Raw genomic sequence first — 15,445 nt, forward strand, 5'->3', positions numbered from 1 at the left:
CGTTCATGCGATTTATCTTAAGTGCGTTGTTGGTTCTGACGCTCGCCGCCTGCGCGAGTCAGGGACCGTCGACGAATAGCCCGACCACCGCAACAAACCCCGCCAGTCAGGAAGCCGTAGCCGACGCCCTTCGCAAGACAGCCACCGCCAAAGAGACGATCAACGTCGACCAGGGCTCGGTCACTCAACTGACGAGCGCGGACGCCGATCTTTGGGGCCGCATTCGCCGTGGTTTTCAAATGCCGGATCTGCAAACCGACCTCGTCGACATGCAGGTCAACTGGTATGCGCAGCGCCCCGACTACGTGCAGCGCATGACGGAGCGGTCGCAGAAATACCTGTATCACATCGTCGAAGAGCTCGAGGCCCGCAATATGCCGACCGAGCTCGCGCTGCTGCCGTTCATCGAATCGGCGTATAGCCCGCAAGCCTTGTCGGTGGCGAAGGCGGCCGGCATGTGGCAGTTCATGCCGGGCACCGGCCGCACGTACAACCTCAAGCAGAACATGTGGCAGGACGAGCGTCGCGACGTGCTGGCCTCGACCAGCGCCGCGCTCGATTACCTGTCGCGTCTGCATGACATGTTCGGCGACTGGCAACTGGCGCTCGCCGCGTACAACTGGGGTGAGGGCAACGTGCAGCGCGCGATCGCGCGCAACGAAGCGGCGGGTTTGCCTACCGACTACCTCAGCCTGCGCATGCCGAATGAGACGCGCAACTACGTGCCGAAGCTGCAGGCCGTGAAGAATATCGTGACGAACCCGCAGATGTACGGGCTCACGCTGCCGTCGATTCCGAACCACCCGTATTTCGTGACGGTGACCACCTCGCACGATATCGACGTGGAAATGGCGGCGAAGCTGGCGAATCTTTCGCTCGATGAATTCCGCTCGCTGAATCCGTCGTTCAGGAAGCCGGTGATTCTCGGCGCGACGCAGCCACAAATCCTGCTGCCGTTCGACAACGCCAGCGCCTTCGAGCGCAATCTGAAAACCTACTCCGGTTCGCTGTCGTCCTGGACCACCTACACGGTCACTGAGCGTTCCGCACCGGCGGCGATCGCGCAAAAGATCGGCGTCGACGCCGACACGTTGATGGAAGTGAACAAGATTCCGGCCGGCATGCGGTTGAAGCCCGGCTCGACGATCGTCGTGCCGCGCGGCTCGGACGACGACGAGGACATCAGTGCGGACGTCGCCGAAAGCGCCGTGCTGGCGATGGAGCCCGACGTCCCCGATACCCGCAAGATGCTGATCCGCGTGCGCCGCAATCAGACGATGGCGGCCATCGCCGGGCGCTATGGCGTCTCGATCGGCCAGCTGAAGGCATGGAATCGTACGCGTCGCGATCAGGTTTCGCGTGGCCAGGTCATCGTTCTGCACGTGCCGGTCGGCAAGGCGATGCCGAGCGAACCCGGTCCGGTACGCATCTCGACCGACGCGCAAGGTGGCGGTGTCGAGAAGATCGGCACCCGCGTCGCAGACGCGAGGAACGATTCACGCTACGATAGTAAGAAGGGTCGTGGCCGCTCCAGCGTAGTAAAAGTATCGGAACCGGTAGGCAAAGCCAGCAAGCCGACAGCATCCGGCGCCAGCAAGGGCAAGGTGGCGAAGGTGTCGGCTTCCACGTCCGGCAAGGCGTCGAAGGCCGCGGCAGACAGCCGCCCGAAGACCGCGGCCAACGCGAAGAAGGGAAAGTAGACCAAAAAGCGGCTCCCACGGGAGTGACCACATGCGCTGCGGGGGCAGCGCATGAATTGCGCTCCGATCACACCGTGTTGTTTCCAACGCCGTCACCAGTGGTGACGGCGTTTTTCATTGTGCAGACTATTGCGAGCGAACCCCGCTCATTTCCTTTATCGTTCGTGCTTTGGCCACATCGGGCAGTCCATCTTTCGCTTATGTCGTCTACCCAGCTGCGCGTTTTTCTCCTGTTTTCTGTCGGTTACTTTGTTTCGTACGTGTTTCGCGGCGTGAATCTCGGCTTTGCGCCCGTCATCACGCATGATCTCAGCTTGTCGGCCGCCGACCTCGGCTTGCTGACCAGCCTTTATTTTCTTGGCTTCGCGGGCGCGCAAATTCCCGCCGGCGTGCTGCTCGATCATTTCGGCGCGCGTCGGGTCACGGCGGCCACGTTGTTGTTTGCCGCGGCGGGGGTGTGGGTGTTCGGCGCGGCACATAGCGTCGGCGTGATGATGCTCGGCCGCCTGCTGATTGGCGTCGGCGTGTCGGTGTGTCTTGGCGCCGCCTTCAAGGCCTTGGCGCAGCATTTCGCGCCGGCGCGCTTGCCGCTGATGAACGGGCTGGTGATGGCGGTGGGTGGCCTGGGTGGCGTGATCGTCGGCTCGCCGCTCACATGGGTGCTGGCCTTCGCGAGTTGGCGCACGGTCTGCGTCGGGCTGGGCCTGTTGACCGTGCTGGTCGCGGTGGCGCTGTGGACATGCGCGCCGGACACCAAAGAAACGCATCATCAGGCGAGTGTCAGTGCCCAGTTTAAGGGCACCTTGCACATCCTTAAAAGCGCGGCGTTCTGGAAAATCGCGTCTTTCTCGGTGGTCACTCAAGGTGTGTTCTACGCGATGCAATCGCTGTGGGTCGGCGCCTGGTTGCGCGATGTGCAGGGTTTTGAGCCGCATGAAGCTGCTGCGCTGGTGTCGATTCTCGGCCTCGCGATGATGGCCGGTTGCGTCGGCTTCGGCGCGGCGGCGCGCAGCCTCGAGCGGCGAGGCGTGTCGCTGTACGCGTTTTGCGGCATCGGCATGGCGCTGTTCGTTCTCACGCAGTTGCTGATTATGTTCGGTGTGCCGCTGCCCGCGGGGCTGCTGTGGGCTGCGTACGGGGTTTTCGGCGGCACCGGCATTCTTAGCTATGCGGTGATGGCCCGGCATTTCCCGGCACAGATGATCGGCCGGGCCAACACCACGCTGACGCTGATCATTTTTTTGCTGATTTTCGGTTTTCAGATTGGCGTTGGCGCCGTGCTGTCGCACTGGCCGGCGAGCGACGGCCATTATCCGGCGGTCGCGCACCTGACTGCCTGGGGCATTCTGGTGGCGCTGCAAGTGTTGAGCGCGATCTGGTACGTATTGCCTGGCCGTAAGCTGAGTCAGCCGGTGCACGTGCACGCCGCCGAACGCCAGTCCTGAGCCGGCCGCTCGCGGTTATAGTTAGGGCCGCGCTTGCGTCATATTTACCGCATCTATCCCGATTCTGACTCGTACACATTTCCTCAAACAGCTTGTGTGCCAGACGCAGTAAGGCTTTGCGCGGTATTGGCGCGCGCTGGTTCACGCTTGTTCGTCATCTCGGATTTGGAGGGAGGGGTAGTTTCAAGCTATAATTTCAAGGTTTGAGCTTATCAACCCGCACCCTAGCGCCTACCTCTCCCATACCGTTCATCCGCCGCTCGCCGCCAGCGTAGCAAAGGGCCCCGCACCCAGCCGATCCGTCCATACAATGGACTCATCGCGTCCCTTGCAGCCTTGGTAGCAGACCGCGAGCGAGCCTGCGCGCGCATCTTTGCCGATGCGCCTTGCTGCGGCTCGCAGTCGGATAGACAGGTCGGCAACAGGGTGTTCCCCAAGGAGTCTCCCGTGTTGCCGTCATTTTCTCCCGCTCTGCTCGCGCTCGCCGACGGCACGGTCTTTCGTGGTTACTCGATCGGCGCCCCCGGGCATACGATCGGCGAAGTCGTGTTCAACACCGCTATCACCGGCTATCAGGAAATCCTGACTGACCCGAGCTACGCGCGCCAGATCGTGACCCTCACGTATCCGCACATCGGTAACGTCGGTGTGAATGCCGAAGACGTCGAAGCCACCAAAGTCCATGCCGCCGGCCTGATCATTCGCGATCTGCCGGTTCTCGCGTCGAATTTCCGCATGGAGCGCACGCTTGCGCAATACCTGCAGGACGAAGGCGTGGTCGCCATCGCTGGCCTCGACACTCGCAAGCTGACCCGCGTGCTGCGCGACAACGGCGCACAGAACGGCGCCATTCTGGCGGGCTCGGATGACGAAGCGAAGGCAATCGAACTCGCGCGCTCGTTCCCGGGTTTGTCGGGCATGGACCTCGCGAAGGTCGTGTCGACGAAGGAAACCTACGAATGGACCCAGACCGAATGGCGTCTGGGCACCGGCTACGGCAAGCAGAACGCACCGAAGTACCGCGTGGCCGCATTCGATTACGGCGTCAAATACAACATCCTGCGCATGCTGGCCGAACGTGGCTGCCACGTCACCGTGCTGCCCGCGCAAGCCAGCGCGGCCGACGCGCTCGCGCTTAACCCCGACGGCATCTTCCTGTCGAACGGCCCGGGCGACCCGGAACCGTGCGACTACGCGATCGCGGCCACCAGGGAACTGATCGAGCGCGGCATCCCGACCTTCGGCATCTGTCTCGGCCACCAGATCATGGGCCTCGCGGTCGGTGCAAAGACCATGAAAATGAAGACAGGCCACCACGGCGCGAACCATCCGGTGAAGGATCTCGGCGACGGCCGCGTGGTGATCACGTCGCAGAATCACGGCTTCGCAGTCGACGCCGACACGCTGCCGGCCAACGCCCGCGTCACGCACATTTCGCTGTTCGACGGCACGCTGCAAGGCTTCGAACTGACCGACAAGCCGGCCTTCTGCTTCCAGGGCCACCCGGAAGCGTCGCCCGGCCCGCACGACATCGCCTATCTGTTCGACCGCTTCACCGCGTTGATGGACGCGAAGAAGGGCAGCAAGACCGCAGCGGCATAAAGCATGGGCGCGGTTCTGCTCGCCATGCGCGAGCGGCACCGCCAGGAACAGAGCGCGCGCAACGCAGAAACGACGCGCGCCGACAGCAAGAATTCAGGAATACATTAGCGAGAGCGTTATGCCCAAGCGGACAGACATCAAGAGCATCCTCATCATCGGCGCGGGTCCGATCATCATCGGCCAGGCGTGCGAGTTCGATTACTCGGGCGCGCAGGCATGCAAGGCGCTGCGTGAGGAAGGCTACAAGGTCATTCTCGTCAACAGCAATCCGGCGACGATCATGACCGACCCGAACACGGCCGACGTGACCTACATCGAGCCGATCACGTGGGAAGTGGTCGAACGCATCATCGCCAAGGAGCGCCCGGACGCGATCCTGCCGACGATGGGCGGCCAGACTGCGCTGAACTGCGCGCTGGATCTCCACGCGCACGGCGTGCTGGACAAGTACAAGGTCGAGTTGATCGGCGCGTCGCCGGAAGCGATCGACAAGGCGGAAGACCGTCAGAAGTTCAAGGATGCGATGACCCGGATCGGCCTCGGTTCGGCCAAGTCGGGCACCGCGCATACGATGGAAGAAGCACTGCAGGTGCAGGCGCGTATTGCTGGCGAAACCGGCAGCGGCGGCTATCCGGTCGTGATTCGCCCGTCGTTCACGCTGGGCGGTTCGGGCGGCGGCATCGCTTACAACCGCGACGAATTCGAAGAAATCTGCAAGCGCGGTCTCGATCTGTCGCCCACGCGCGAATTGCTGATCGAAGAATCGCTGCTCGGCTGGAAAGAGTACGAGATGGAAGTCGTCCGCGATAAGAAGGACAACTGCATCATCGTCTGCTCGATCGAAAATCTGGACCCGATGGGCATCCACACCGGCGACTCGATCACCGTCGCGCCGGCGCAAACGCTCACCGACAAGGAATATCAGATCCTGCGTAACGCGTCGCTCGCGGTGCTGCGCGAGATCGGCGTCGATACCGGCGGTTCGAACGTGCAGTTCTCGATCAATCCGAAAGACGGCCGGATGATCGTGATCGAAATGAATCCGCGGGTGTCGCGTTCGTCGGCGCTGGCGTCGAAGGCCACGGGGTTCCCGATCGCCAAGGTCGCGGCGAAGCTCGCCGTCGGCTACACGCTCGACGAACTGAAGAACGAAATCACCGGCGGCCAGACTCCGGCATCGTTCGAACCGACGATCGACTACATCGTCACGAAGATCCCGCGTTTCGCGTTCGAAAAATTCCGCGAAGCCGATTCGCGTCTGACCACGCAGATGAAGTCGGTCGGCGAAGTGATGGCAATCGGCCGCACCTTCCAGGAGTCTTTCCAGAAGGCGCTGCGCGGTCTGGAAGTCGGCGTCGACGGTCTGGATGAAAAGACCGATAACCGTGATGAGATCATCCGCGAGATCGGCGAAGCCGGTCCGGACCGCATCTGGTATGTCGGCGACGCGTTCCGCGTCGGCATGACGGCGCAGGAAATCTTCGAAGAGACCGCGATCGATCCGTGGTTCCTCGCGCAGATCGAACAGATCATCCTGAAGGAAAAGGCGCTGCAAGGCCGCACGCTGGCAAGCCTTTCCTATGACGAACTGCGTTACCTGAAGCAAAGCGGTTTCTCGGATCGCCGCCTCGCCAGGCTGCTCGGCGCGAAGCCGGCGCAAGTGCGTCAACGTCGTATCGAGTTGAACGTGCGCCCGGTCTACAAGCGCGTCGACACCTGCGCCGCCGAGTTCGCAACGAAAACCGCGTACATGTACTCCACGTACGAAGACGAATGCGAAGCGAACCCGACCAGCAACAAGAAGATCATGGTGCTGGGCGGCGGTCCGAACCGGATCGGCCAGGGCATCGAGTTCGACTATTGCTGCGTGCACGCCGCGCTCGCCATGCGCGAAGACGGCTACGAAACGATCATGGTCAACTGCAACCCTGAAACCGTTTCGACCGACTACGACACATCCGATCGTTTGTACTTCGAATCGCTGACGCTCGAAGACGTGCTCGAAATCGTCGACAAGGAAAAGCCGGTCGGCGTGATCGTTCAGTATGGCGGTCAGACGCCGCTGAAGCTCGCGCTCGATCTCGAAGCGAACGGTGTGCCGATCATCGGCACGTCGCCGGACATGATCGACGCCGCTGAAGACCGCGAGCGTTTCCAGAAACTGCTGCAGGACCTCGGTCTGCGTCAGCCGCCGAACCGCACCGCGCGCGCCGAAGACGAAGCGCTGAAACTTGCCGACGAAATCGGCTATCCGCTGGTGGTCCGTCCGTCGTATGTGCTCGGCGGCCGCGCGATGGAAATCGTCCACGAGCCGCGCGACCTCGAGCGCTACATGCGCGAGGCCGTGAAGGTATCGAACGATTCGCCGGTGCTGCTCGACCGCTTCCTGAACGACGCGATCGAATGCGACGTGGATTGCATCTCCGATGGCGAAGCCGTGTTCATCGGCGGCGTGATGGAGCACATCGAACAGGCGGGCGTGCACTCGGGCGACTCCGCTTGCTCGCTGCCGCCGTACTCGCTGTCGAAGGAAACCGTTGCGGAGCTGAAGCACCAGACCGGTGCAATGGCGAAGGCATTGAATGTGATCGGCCTGATGAACGTGCAATTCGCGATTCAGCAAGTGCCGCAGCCGGACGGTTCGAAAGAGGACGTGATTTACGTGCTCGAAGTGAACCCGCGCGCATCGCGTACGGTGCCGTACGTGTCGAAGGCGACCAGCCTGCCGCTCGCGAAAATCGCAGCGCGTGCGATGGTCGGCCAGAAGCTCGCCGCGCAGGGCGTGACGAAGGAAATCGATCCGCCGTACTTCAGCGTGAAGGAAGCGGTGTTCCCGTTCGTCAAGTTCCCGGCAGTCGATCCGGTGCTCGGGCCGGAAATGCGTTCGACCGGCGAAGTGATGGGCGTGGGCGAGACTTTCGGCGAGGCGCTGTTCAAATCGCAGCTTGCCGCAGGTTCGCGTCTGCCGGAGTCGGGCACGGTGCTGTTGACCGTGATGGACGCCGACAAGCCGAAGGCCGTCGAAGTCGCGCGCATGCTGCACGAGCTCGGCTATCCGATCGTCGCCACCAAGGGCACGGCTGCAGCGATCGAAGCAGTGGGTGTGCCGGTCAAGGTCGTCAACAAGGTAAAGGACGGCCGTCCGCACATCGTCGACATGATCAAGAACGGCGAGATCGCGCTGGTCTTCACGACCGTCGACGAAACCCGTGCCGCGATTGCCGATTCGCGTTCGATTCGCATGAGCGCGCAGGCGAACAAGGTCACGTACTACACGACGATGTCCGGCGCACGAGCCGCCGTGGAAGGTTTGCGCTATTTGAAGGACCTGGAAGTCTATGATTTACAAGGTCTTCACGCTCGCCTAAACTAAGGCTTCGAATACCTGTCAGATGTAAGTGCCGCGGTTAAGCGGCGTTTCGCAGGTGCTTTGGACCCGGGTTTTTCCCGGTGCTCCGGCCCTCGCGAGATGCACTTAACCGCGGTGATTTTTTTTACGGCTGTTTTTTTGCATAGAGTTGTTTATGAGCACTGTTCCATTGACGAAGCGCGGCGCGGAAATGTTGCGCGATGAACTGCAGCGCCTGAAATCGGTTGAGCGTCCCTCGGTGATCAATTCGATCGCGGAAGCGCGTGCCCAGGGCGATCTGTCGGAAAACGCGGAATACGACGCTGCGAAGGAAAAGCAGGGCTTCATCGAAGGCCGTATTGCCGAAATCGAATCGAAGCTGGCGGGTGCGCAGGTCATCGACCCGTCCAAGGTGGACGCGGACGGCCGCGTGGTGTTCGGCGCGACGCTCGAACTCGAAGATCTCGATTCGGGTGCAAAGGTCAAATACCAGATCGTCGGCGACGACGAAGCGGACATCGACCACGGCCTGATCTCGATCAGCTCGCCGATCGCGCGCGCCTTGATCGGCAAGTCGGAAGGCGACGTTGCGTCGGTGCAGGCACCGGGCGGCGTGCGCGAATACGAAATCATCGCGGTTAGCTACGTTTGAAGGCGGCCCCGGTGTCCATGATGCCGCATCGACTGTTCCGTCTGCTGACGGTGGTGTGGGTCGGTAGTCTGTTGACGATCGGCTATGCCGTCGCGCCCGTGCTGTTCACATCGCTCGACCGGATGACGGCGGGCGCGGTGGCGGCGCAACTGTTTCGCATCGAAGGCGTGCTGGGCGCGGTGTGCGGCATCTTGCTGCTGGGATTGGCCAATCTGCTGATTCGCCGCGGGAGCGATGCTTATCGCCGTTTGCGCTGGCCGATCGCCGGCATGCTGGTGTGCGTGCTGGTCGGTTACTTCGCGTTGCAGCCGTTCATGAACGCCATGCGCGTTGCCGCGCTCGAAGCGGGCAGCGATGTCGGGCATTCGGCTTATGCGACGCGCTTCGGCATCCTGCACGGCCTGTCGAGTCTGTTCTATCTGATCGAAAGCTTGCTGGGCGTGGCGCTGGTGTGGAAGCTGCCGGCAAGCGTCGGCATAGCGGCGGCGGAGCAGGGCGCTCGCGGTGCTGCGGGGAACGCAGCCGGCTGAGTGGAGTGCGGCTCCGGCTTACTGAACGGATTTGCCCGGGCAGCCCACGCCAAGGTGCGGGACCTCGCCCGCACCATCATTCGCTTACTTCGACGACTGATGCGAGCGCTTCGCGCTGGTCTGGCGTTTCTTGGCCCGCTTGATGTTGCCGCCCTGGGTCACGCGTTCATTGCCGCGCACCACGACTGCTTTCGCCTTCGGCTTGCGCATCGGGATCTCGCTGGGCTTCACGACCGTCACCACGCGAGGCGCACGGCCTTTACCCGGTTTGGCATCGACAGCGGCTTCGCGGGCGCTCGGCAGGGCGCCGCGCCTGGTCTTCACGGCTGCCGGTTGCGATGCTTCCGGCTTCCAGATCACCAGCAGCTTGCCGATATGTTGAATCGGCGCGGCGTTCAGCTTGTCGCAGATTTGTTCGTAGATGGCGATGCGCTCTTCGCGTTCGTCGCCGAACACGCGGATTTTGATCAACTGATGCGCGCCAAGGTGCACCTCGATTTCGGCGAGCACGGCGTCGGTCAACCCTTCGGCGCCGACGAGCACGACCGGTTTGAGCGCATGTGCCTGGGAGCGCAATTCGGCGCGTTGATCGGAAGAGACTTTAAGGGCTGGCATGGGAAGTGGGAGACTCGACTAAAATGGCGGCACCTGCATTTCCGAGAGATTCGGCCAATTGCGCAGGGCGGCGCGCGTCAGAACAACAGAATCGCGGATGACTGCCAGTTTTGGCGGTGGCCGCGCGAATTAACCGCGTATTATCCCCTAAAGCGCAACATAACGCAGCAAGAGTTCAAGTTTAATGGCAAAAAACAAGTTCAATACGGCGTGGTTGCACGATCACATCAACGACCCGTACGTAAAAATGGCGCAACGGGAGGGTTATCGCGCCCGCGCGGCCTACAAGCTCAAGGAAATCGACGAGCAGGACAAGCTGATCCGGCCCGGCCAGGTGATCGTCGACCTCGGCTCGGTGCCGGGCAGCTGGAGCCAGTACGTCCGCAACAAACTCGCCAAGGGCTCCCAGCGCGACGCCGAACGCGAGGGCGGCATCGACGGCACGATCATCGCGCTGGATCTCCTGCCGATGGAGCCGATCGCCGACGTCCATTTCATTCAGGGCGACTTCCGCGAAGATACGGTGCTCGGCCAACTCGAAGAATTAGTCGGCGAGCGTCAGGTTGATCTTGTAATTTCGGATATGGCACCCAACCTGTCGGGAGTGGCGGTGGCGGATGCCGCGCGGATCGAACACCTGTGCGATCTCGCGCTGGAATTCTCGCAGAATCACCTGAAGCCGGATGGTGCCCTTTTAGTCAAATGTTTTCACGGCAGCGGTTACAGCCAGATTGTCGAAAAGTTCAAGCATCAGTTCAAGGTGGTGGCGGCCCGCAAGCCGAAAGCGTCGCGGGACAAATCGTCAGAAACGTTTATTTTGGGTAAGCATCTGAAGCGGCCCGCATAAAAGGGGCGCAGCAGCATAGTTCCGCATGAGCCGATAAAGGCCCGGTGGCGCCGGAAAATGGCGCGACGACTGCCCGCTACGCTATTTCTGTGGTAGTGAAACCTTATGGCAGGGGTCTGCGGACTGGATTAGAATGCTTTCGTGGTGCCGCAAGGCAAATGTAGGCGCCCGTCTAAGTGAAGGAGTGGTGCTTTGAACAACAATATGTTTTCGAAGGCAGCAGTGTGGCTGGTTATCGCACTGGTGCTGTTTACGGTGTTCAAGCAGTTCGACAAGCCCCGTGTCCAGGAAGGTGTTTCCTATTCGCAGTTCATGGACGACGCAAAGAACGGCAAAGTCAAGACTGTCATCGTTCAGGGGCGGAACCTCACGGTCACTCCAGCAGACGGCCAGAAGTACCAGATCGTGTCGCCGGGCGACATCTGGATGGTCGGCGATCTGATGAAGTATGGCGTTCAGGTGAGCGGTAAGGCCGATGACGAACCGAATGCGCTGGTGTCCGCGCTGTACTACCTCGGGCCGACGATCCTGATCATCGGTTTCTGGTTCTACATGATGCGACAGATGCAGGGAGGCGGGAAAGGCGGTGCGTTCTCGTTCGGTAAATCCCGTGCACGTCTGATCGACGAAAACAACAACGCGATCAATTTCACCGACGTCGCCGGTTGCGACGAAGCCAAGGAGGAAGTCTCCGAACTGGTCGACTTCCTGCGCGATCCGCAGAAGTTCCAGAAGCTGGGTGGCCGTATTCCCCGCGGCGTGCTGCTGGTCGGCCCGCCGGGAACCGGTAAGACGCTGCTGGCGCGTGCCATTGCCGGCGAAGCGAAGGTGCCGTTCTTCAGCATTTCGGGTTCGGACTTCGTCGAAATGTTCGTCGGTGTCGGCGCGGCCCGTGTGCGCGACATGTTCGAACAGGCGAAGAAGCATGCGCCGTGTATCGTGTTCATCGACGAAATCGACGCGGTCGGCCGTCATCGCGGCGCCGGCATGGGCGGCGGTAACGACGAGCGCGAACAGACCTTGAACCAGATGCTGGTCGAGATGGACGGCTTCGAGGCGAACTCGGGCGTGATCGTGATCGCTGCAACGAACCGTTCGGACGTGCTCGACAAGGCGCTGCTGCGTCCGGGCCGTTTCGACCGTCAGGTGTACGTCGGTCTGCCGGACATTCGCGGCCGCGAACACATCATGAAGGTTCACCTGCGCAAGGTGCCGATTTCGAACGACGTGGATGCTGCGGTCATCGCACGCGGCACGCCGGGCTTCTCGGGCGCCGATCTGGCGAACCTCGTGAACGAAGCAGCGCTGTTCGCGGCTCGCCGCGGCAAGCGCATCGTCGAAATGACGGACTTCGAAGACGCGAAAGACAAGATTTTCATGGGTCCGGAGCGCAAGTCGGCCGTGATCCGCGAAGAATCGAAGCGCGCCACCGCGTATCACGAGTCGGGTCACGCGGTGATCGCCAAGCTGTTGCCGAAGGCCGATCCGGTGCACAAGGTCACGATCATTCCGCGTGGCCGTGCGCTGGGCGTCACGTGGCAGTTGCCGGAGCACGACAACGAAACGTATTCGAAGGACTACCTGCTGGATCGCCTGGCGATCCTGTTCGGTGGCCGTGTCGCGGAAGAACTGTTCCTGAACCTGATCAGCACCGGGGCATCGGACGACTTCAATAAGGCAACGGCTACGGCCCGCGCCATGGTGGCTCGCTTCGGTATGACGGATGCGCTCGGACCGATGGTCTACGTCGACGACGAAAACGACGCTACGCCGTTTGGCCGCGGCTTCACGCGGACCATTTCGGAGGCGACGCAGCAGAAGGTCGATGCGGAAATCCGGCGCGTGCTGGACGAACAGTACAATCTCGCGAAACGCCTGCTGGACGAGAACCGCGACAAGGTCGAAGCGATGACCGCCGCGCTGATGGAGTGGGAAACGATCGACGCCGATCAGATCAACGACATCATGGCAGGCCGTCCGCCGCGCTCGCCGAAGAGTTCGCCGCCGTCGGCTAGCGACGCGTCGTCGGGCGGTAGCCCGGGCACCGAGGTCAAGCCAGGTAGCGCGACCGCGCCGGCCTGATAGGCGACAAGAGGAAAGTGCGGGCCGGTGTGATTCACACCGGCCCGTTTTGCATTTATCCGTTTTATATGAATGACCGCTACGTGTCGAAAGTCGAAACTCCTTCTCTTCCCATTCCTGAGCCGCTGCAGTGCGGCCGCTTCAAACTGACCTTTGAGCGCCCGCTGGTGATGGGCATCCTGAACGTCACGCCCGATTCCTTCTCCGACGGTGGCAAGTACGCAATGCGCGGTGATGCGCTGCGCCAGGCCGAGCGCATGCTCCTCGATGGTGCGGACATCATCGACATCGGTGGTGAGTCGACCCGCCCCGGAGCGCCGCCGGTGCCGCTCGACGAAGAACTGGAGCGGGTCATTCCGCTGGTCGAGCAACTGCGCGGCACGAATATGCCGCTGTCGGTCGATACGTACAAGCCGGAAGTCATGCGCCACGCATTGGCCGCGGGCGCCGATCTGATCAACGACATCTGGGGCTTCCGGATGCCCGGCGCGATCGATGCCGTGCGCAACAGTCAATGCGGTCTGTGCGTGATGCATATGCTCGGTGAGCCGCAGACCATGCAGCTCGGCGAGCCCGCCTATGACGATGTGGTCGCCGAAGTCCGCGGCTTTCTCGCAGAACGCGTCGCGACGCTGACGCGAGCGGGCGTCGCCCGCGCGCGCATCAGCGTCGATCCGGGTTTTGGCTTCGGCAAGGCGGTGGTCGAACATAATTACGCGATGCTCGCGCATCTGCAGGACACGGCGCCGCATGCGGAACCGCCGTTTCCGATCCTCGCAGGGATGTCGCGCAAGTCGATGGTCGGCGCGGTGATCGGGCGTCCGGCACCGGAGCGTGTCGCAGGCAGCATTGCCGCAGCGGTGTGCGCTGCCGAACGGGGCGCCGCAATCCTGCGCGTCCATGATGTCGCGCAAACAATAGATGCATTGAAAGTATGGGCAGCCATGCGCGACGCGGCGAATCGCAGCCGCGCGCGTGGCTGAGCCCAAAAGCCAAGGAGGAATATAAAAGATGGCACGTCGTTATTTCGGAACGGACGGGATTCGGGGCAAGGTCGGCGAGGGGCCCATCACGCCGGAATTTGTATTGCGGCTCGGCTATGCGGCCGGCAAGGTGCTCGCGGGCGCGGACCGCTGGGCCAGGACGGGCGCGCGGCCCACGGTGCTGATCGGCAAAGACACCCGCGTCTCGGGTTATATGCTCGAAGCCGCGCTCGAAGCGGGCTTTTCCGCTGCCGGGGTCGACGTGATGCTGGCCGGCCCGATGCCGACGCCGGGCATCGCCTATCTGACGCGCGCGCTGCGGCTCGCCGCGGGCGTGGTGATTAGTGCATCGCACAATCCGTACTACGACAACGGCATCAAATTCTTCTCTGCCGACGGCAACAAGTTGCCGGACGAGGTGGAATTGCAGATCGAAGAGCAACTCGATCTGCCGCTCGCGTGCGCGGCCTCCGAGCAACTCGGCAAGGCCCGGCGCCTGGATGACGCAGCTGGCCGCTACATCGAGTTTTGCAAGAGCACCTTTCCGGCTGCGTTCGACCTGCGCGGGCTGAAGCTGGTCGTCGATTGCGCGCACGGCGCCGCGTACGACATCGCGCCGCACGTGTTCCATGAACTCGGCGCCGACGTGATCCCGATCGGCGTCGCGCCGAATGGCTTCAACATCAACGACGGTGTCGGCGCGACCGCACCGGACGCGCTGGTGCGCGCCGTGCGGGCGAACCACGCGGACCTCGGCATCGCACTCGACGGCGACGCCGACCGTTTGCAAGTCGTGGACGCGGCCGGCCGCCTGTATAACGGCGACGAGCTGCTGTACGTGCTGGTGAAGGACCGGATCATGACCGACGGCAAGGTGGAAGGCGCGGTTGGCACCTTGATGACCAATATGGCGGTCGAAGTCGCATTGCAGGAAGCCGGCGTGAAGTTCGTTCGCGCGGCAGTGGGCGATCGCTACGTGCTCGAGCAGTTGCGTGAGCACGGCTGGCAGCTGGGTGCAGAAGGCTCCGGCCATATTCTCTCCCTTGACCGCCATTCGACCGGCGACGGTATCGTGTCGGCGCTGCTGGTGCTGGCGGCGATGAAGCGCAGCGACAAGACGCTCGCGGAATTGCTCGAGGGCGTCACGCTGTTCCCGCAGAAGCTGATCAACGTGCGGATGCAGCCGGGCGCGGACTGGAAGGGCAGCGACGCGATCCGTCGCGCGATCAGTAACGCCGAGGCTGCGCTGAATGGCCGCGGCCGCGTGCTGATCCGCGCATCGGGCACCGAGCCGGTGCTGCGTGTGATGGTCGAGGCGGAACACGTCAACGACGCGGTCTACCATGCCGAAACGATCGCCAACGCCGTGAAGCTGGCGACGGCCTAAGCAAACACTTCGATCAGATAACGCCGGTGAGGGACGACAACCTGCTCGTCCTGCGCCGGCGCGCGGCAAGCCCGAAAATCCCACGCCACGCGCCATTCGAGATACGCAAACGTTCGCGCCCCATCTTTTTCGCCTAATCTCTATAGCTACGGCAGTGGCGCTGTAAAAGTCCAGATTTTAGTCGCCGAAACGCCTTTCACCTTAGTAATCAGACTGTCACACACGTTTCACGGTTAGTCACGTTACTGTCACA

Annotated in this window: 11 protein-coding genes; 10 read left to right on the plus strand and 1 reads right to left on the minus strand. The window is 62.2% G+C overall.

Annotation, left to right across the window (positions count from 1 at the left end; genetic code table 11):
• Positions 1 to 5 precede the first annotated feature (5 nt).
• The 6 genes from SB772_RS26040 to SB772_RS26065 all read left to right on the plus strand — a co-directional run bounded on the left by SB772_RS26040 (position 6) and on the right by SB772_RS26065 (position 9,278).
• Positions 6 to 1,700: a transglycosylase SLT domain-containing protein gene (locus SB772_RS26040; protein WP_410836060.1), complete on the plus strand. Its 1,695-nt coding sequence runs from the start codon at positions 6 to 8 to the stop codon at positions 1,698 to 1,700.
• A gap of 200 nt (positions 1,701 to 1,900) precedes the next feature.
• Complete coding sequence (locus SB772_RS26045; protein ID WP_410836061.1) at positions 1,901 to 3,145, plus strand: MFS transporter; 1,245 nt, start codon at positions 1,901 to 1,903, stop codon at positions 3,143 to 3,145.
• A 447-nt stretch (positions 3,146 to 3,592) separates the two neighbouring features.
• Entirely contained in the window at positions 3,593 to 4,747 is a 1,155-nt protein-coding gene (gene carA / locus SB772_RS26050; RefSeq protein ID WP_410836062.1) for a glutamine-hydrolyzing carbamoyl-phosphate synthase small subunit, read from the plus strand.
• A gap of 118 nt (positions 4,748 to 4,865) precedes the next feature.
• The gene (gene carB, locus SB772_RS26055; protein WP_410836063.1) at positions 4,866 to 8,120 is read left to right on the plus strand and encodes a carbamoyl-phosphate synthase large subunit; all 3,255 of its coding nucleotides are present in this window, start codon (positions 4,866 to 4,868) and stop codon (positions 8,118 to 8,120) included.
• 151 nt (positions 8,121 to 8,271) lie between these two features.
• Positions 8,272 to 8,748 carry a transcription elongation factor GreA gene (greA, locus tag SB772_RS26060; protein WP_074282679.1) on the plus strand — a complete coding sequence of 159 codons (477 nt, stop codon included), beginning with the start codon at positions 8,272 to 8,274 and terminating at the stop codon, positions 8,746 to 8,748.
• A 20-nt stretch (positions 8,749 to 8,768) separates the two neighbouring features.
• Positions 8,769 to 9,278 (plus strand): DUF4149 domain-containing protein, encoded by a 510-nt coding sequence (locus SB772_RS26065; protein WP_410836167.1) that lies wholly within the window; start codon positions 8,769 to 8,771, stop codon positions 9,276 to 9,278.
• A gap of 84 nt (positions 9,279 to 9,362) precedes the next feature.
• Here the strand turns inward: SB772_RS26065 and SB772_RS26070 are convergent, their stop codons facing one another.
• On the minus strand, positions 9,363 to 9,893 hold the full coding sequence (locus tag SB772_RS26070; RefSeq protein WP_410836064.1) for a YhbY family RNA-binding protein: 531 nt from the start codon (positions 9,891 to 9,893) through the stop codon (positions 9,363 to 9,365).
• A 184-nt stretch (positions 9,894 to 10,077) separates the two neighbouring features.
• On the opposite strand from SB772_RS26070, the gene SB772_RS26075 reads away from it, so the two are divergent.
• The 4 genes from SB772_RS26075 to glmM all read left to right on the plus strand — a co-directional run bounded on the left by SB772_RS26075 (position 10,078) and on the right by glmM (position 15,192).
• On the plus strand, positions 10,078 to 10,740 hold the full coding sequence (locus SB772_RS26075; RefSeq protein WP_410836065.1) for an RlmE family RNA methyltransferase: 663 nt from the start codon (positions 10,078 to 10,080) through the stop codon (positions 10,738 to 10,740).
• Positions 10,741 to 10,932: 192 nt separating this feature from the next.
• Positions 10,933 to 12,822, plus strand: a complete 1,890-nt coding sequence (gene ftsH / locus SB772_RS26080; RefSeq protein ID WP_410836066.1) for an ATP-dependent zinc metalloprotease FtsH — start codon at positions 10,933 to 10,935, stop codon at positions 12,820 to 12,822.
• Between the two features lie 68 nt (positions 12,823 to 12,890).
• Positions 12,891 to 13,805 (plus strand): dihydropteroate synthase, encoded by a 915-nt coding sequence (gene folP / locus SB772_RS26085; protein ID WP_410836067.1) that lies wholly within the window; start codon positions 12,891 to 12,893, stop codon positions 13,803 to 13,805.
• A gap of 28 nt (positions 13,806 to 13,833) precedes the next feature.
• Complete coding sequence (gene glmM / locus SB772_RS26090; RefSeq protein ID WP_410836068.1) at positions 13,834 to 15,192, plus strand: phosphoglucosamine mutase; 1,359 nt, start codon at positions 13,834 to 13,836, stop codon at positions 15,190 to 15,192.
• Positions 15,193 to 15,445 lie beyond the last annotated feature (253 nt).

This window comes from Paraburkholderia sp. SIMBA_030 (assembly GCF_046535245.1).
GTDB lineage: Bacteria > Pseudomonadota > Gammaproteobacteria > Burkholderiales > Burkholderiaceae > Paraburkholderia.

Coding starts and splice junctions, on each gene's coding strand:
- SB772_RS26040 (WP_410836060.1), top strand. CDS start 6: ATGCGATTTATCTTAAGTGCGTTGTTGGTTCTGACGCTCGCCGCCTGC.
- SB772_RS26045 (WP_410836061.1), top strand. CDS start 1,901: ATGTCGTCTACCCAGCTGCGCGTTTTTCTCCTGTTTTCTGTCGGTTAC.
- carB (WP_410836063.1), top strand. CDS start 4,866: ATGCCCAAGCGGACAGACATCAAGAGCATCCTCATCATCGGCGCGGGT.
- greA (WP_074282679.1), top strand. CDS start 8,272: ATGAGCACTGTTCCATTGACGAAGCGCGGCGCGGAAATGTTGCGCGAT.
- SB772_RS26065 (WP_410836167.1), top strand. CDS start 8,769: ATGCCGCATCGACTGTTCCGTCTGCTGACGGTGGTGTGGGTCGGTAGT.
- SB772_RS26070 (WP_410836064.1), bottom strand. CDS start 9,893: ATGCCAGCCCTTAAAGTCTCTTCCGATCAACGCGCCGAATTGCGCTCC.
- SB772_RS26075 (WP_410836065.1), top strand. CDS start 10,078: ATGGCAAAAAACAAGTTCAATACGGCGTGGTTGCACGATCACATCAAC.
- folP (WP_410836067.1), top strand. CDS start 12,891: ATGAATGACCGCTACGTGTCGAAAGTCGAAACTCCTTCTCTTCCCATT.
- glmM (WP_410836068.1), top strand. CDS start 13,834: ATGGCACGTCGTTATTTCGGAACGGACGGGATTCGGGGCAAGGTCGGC.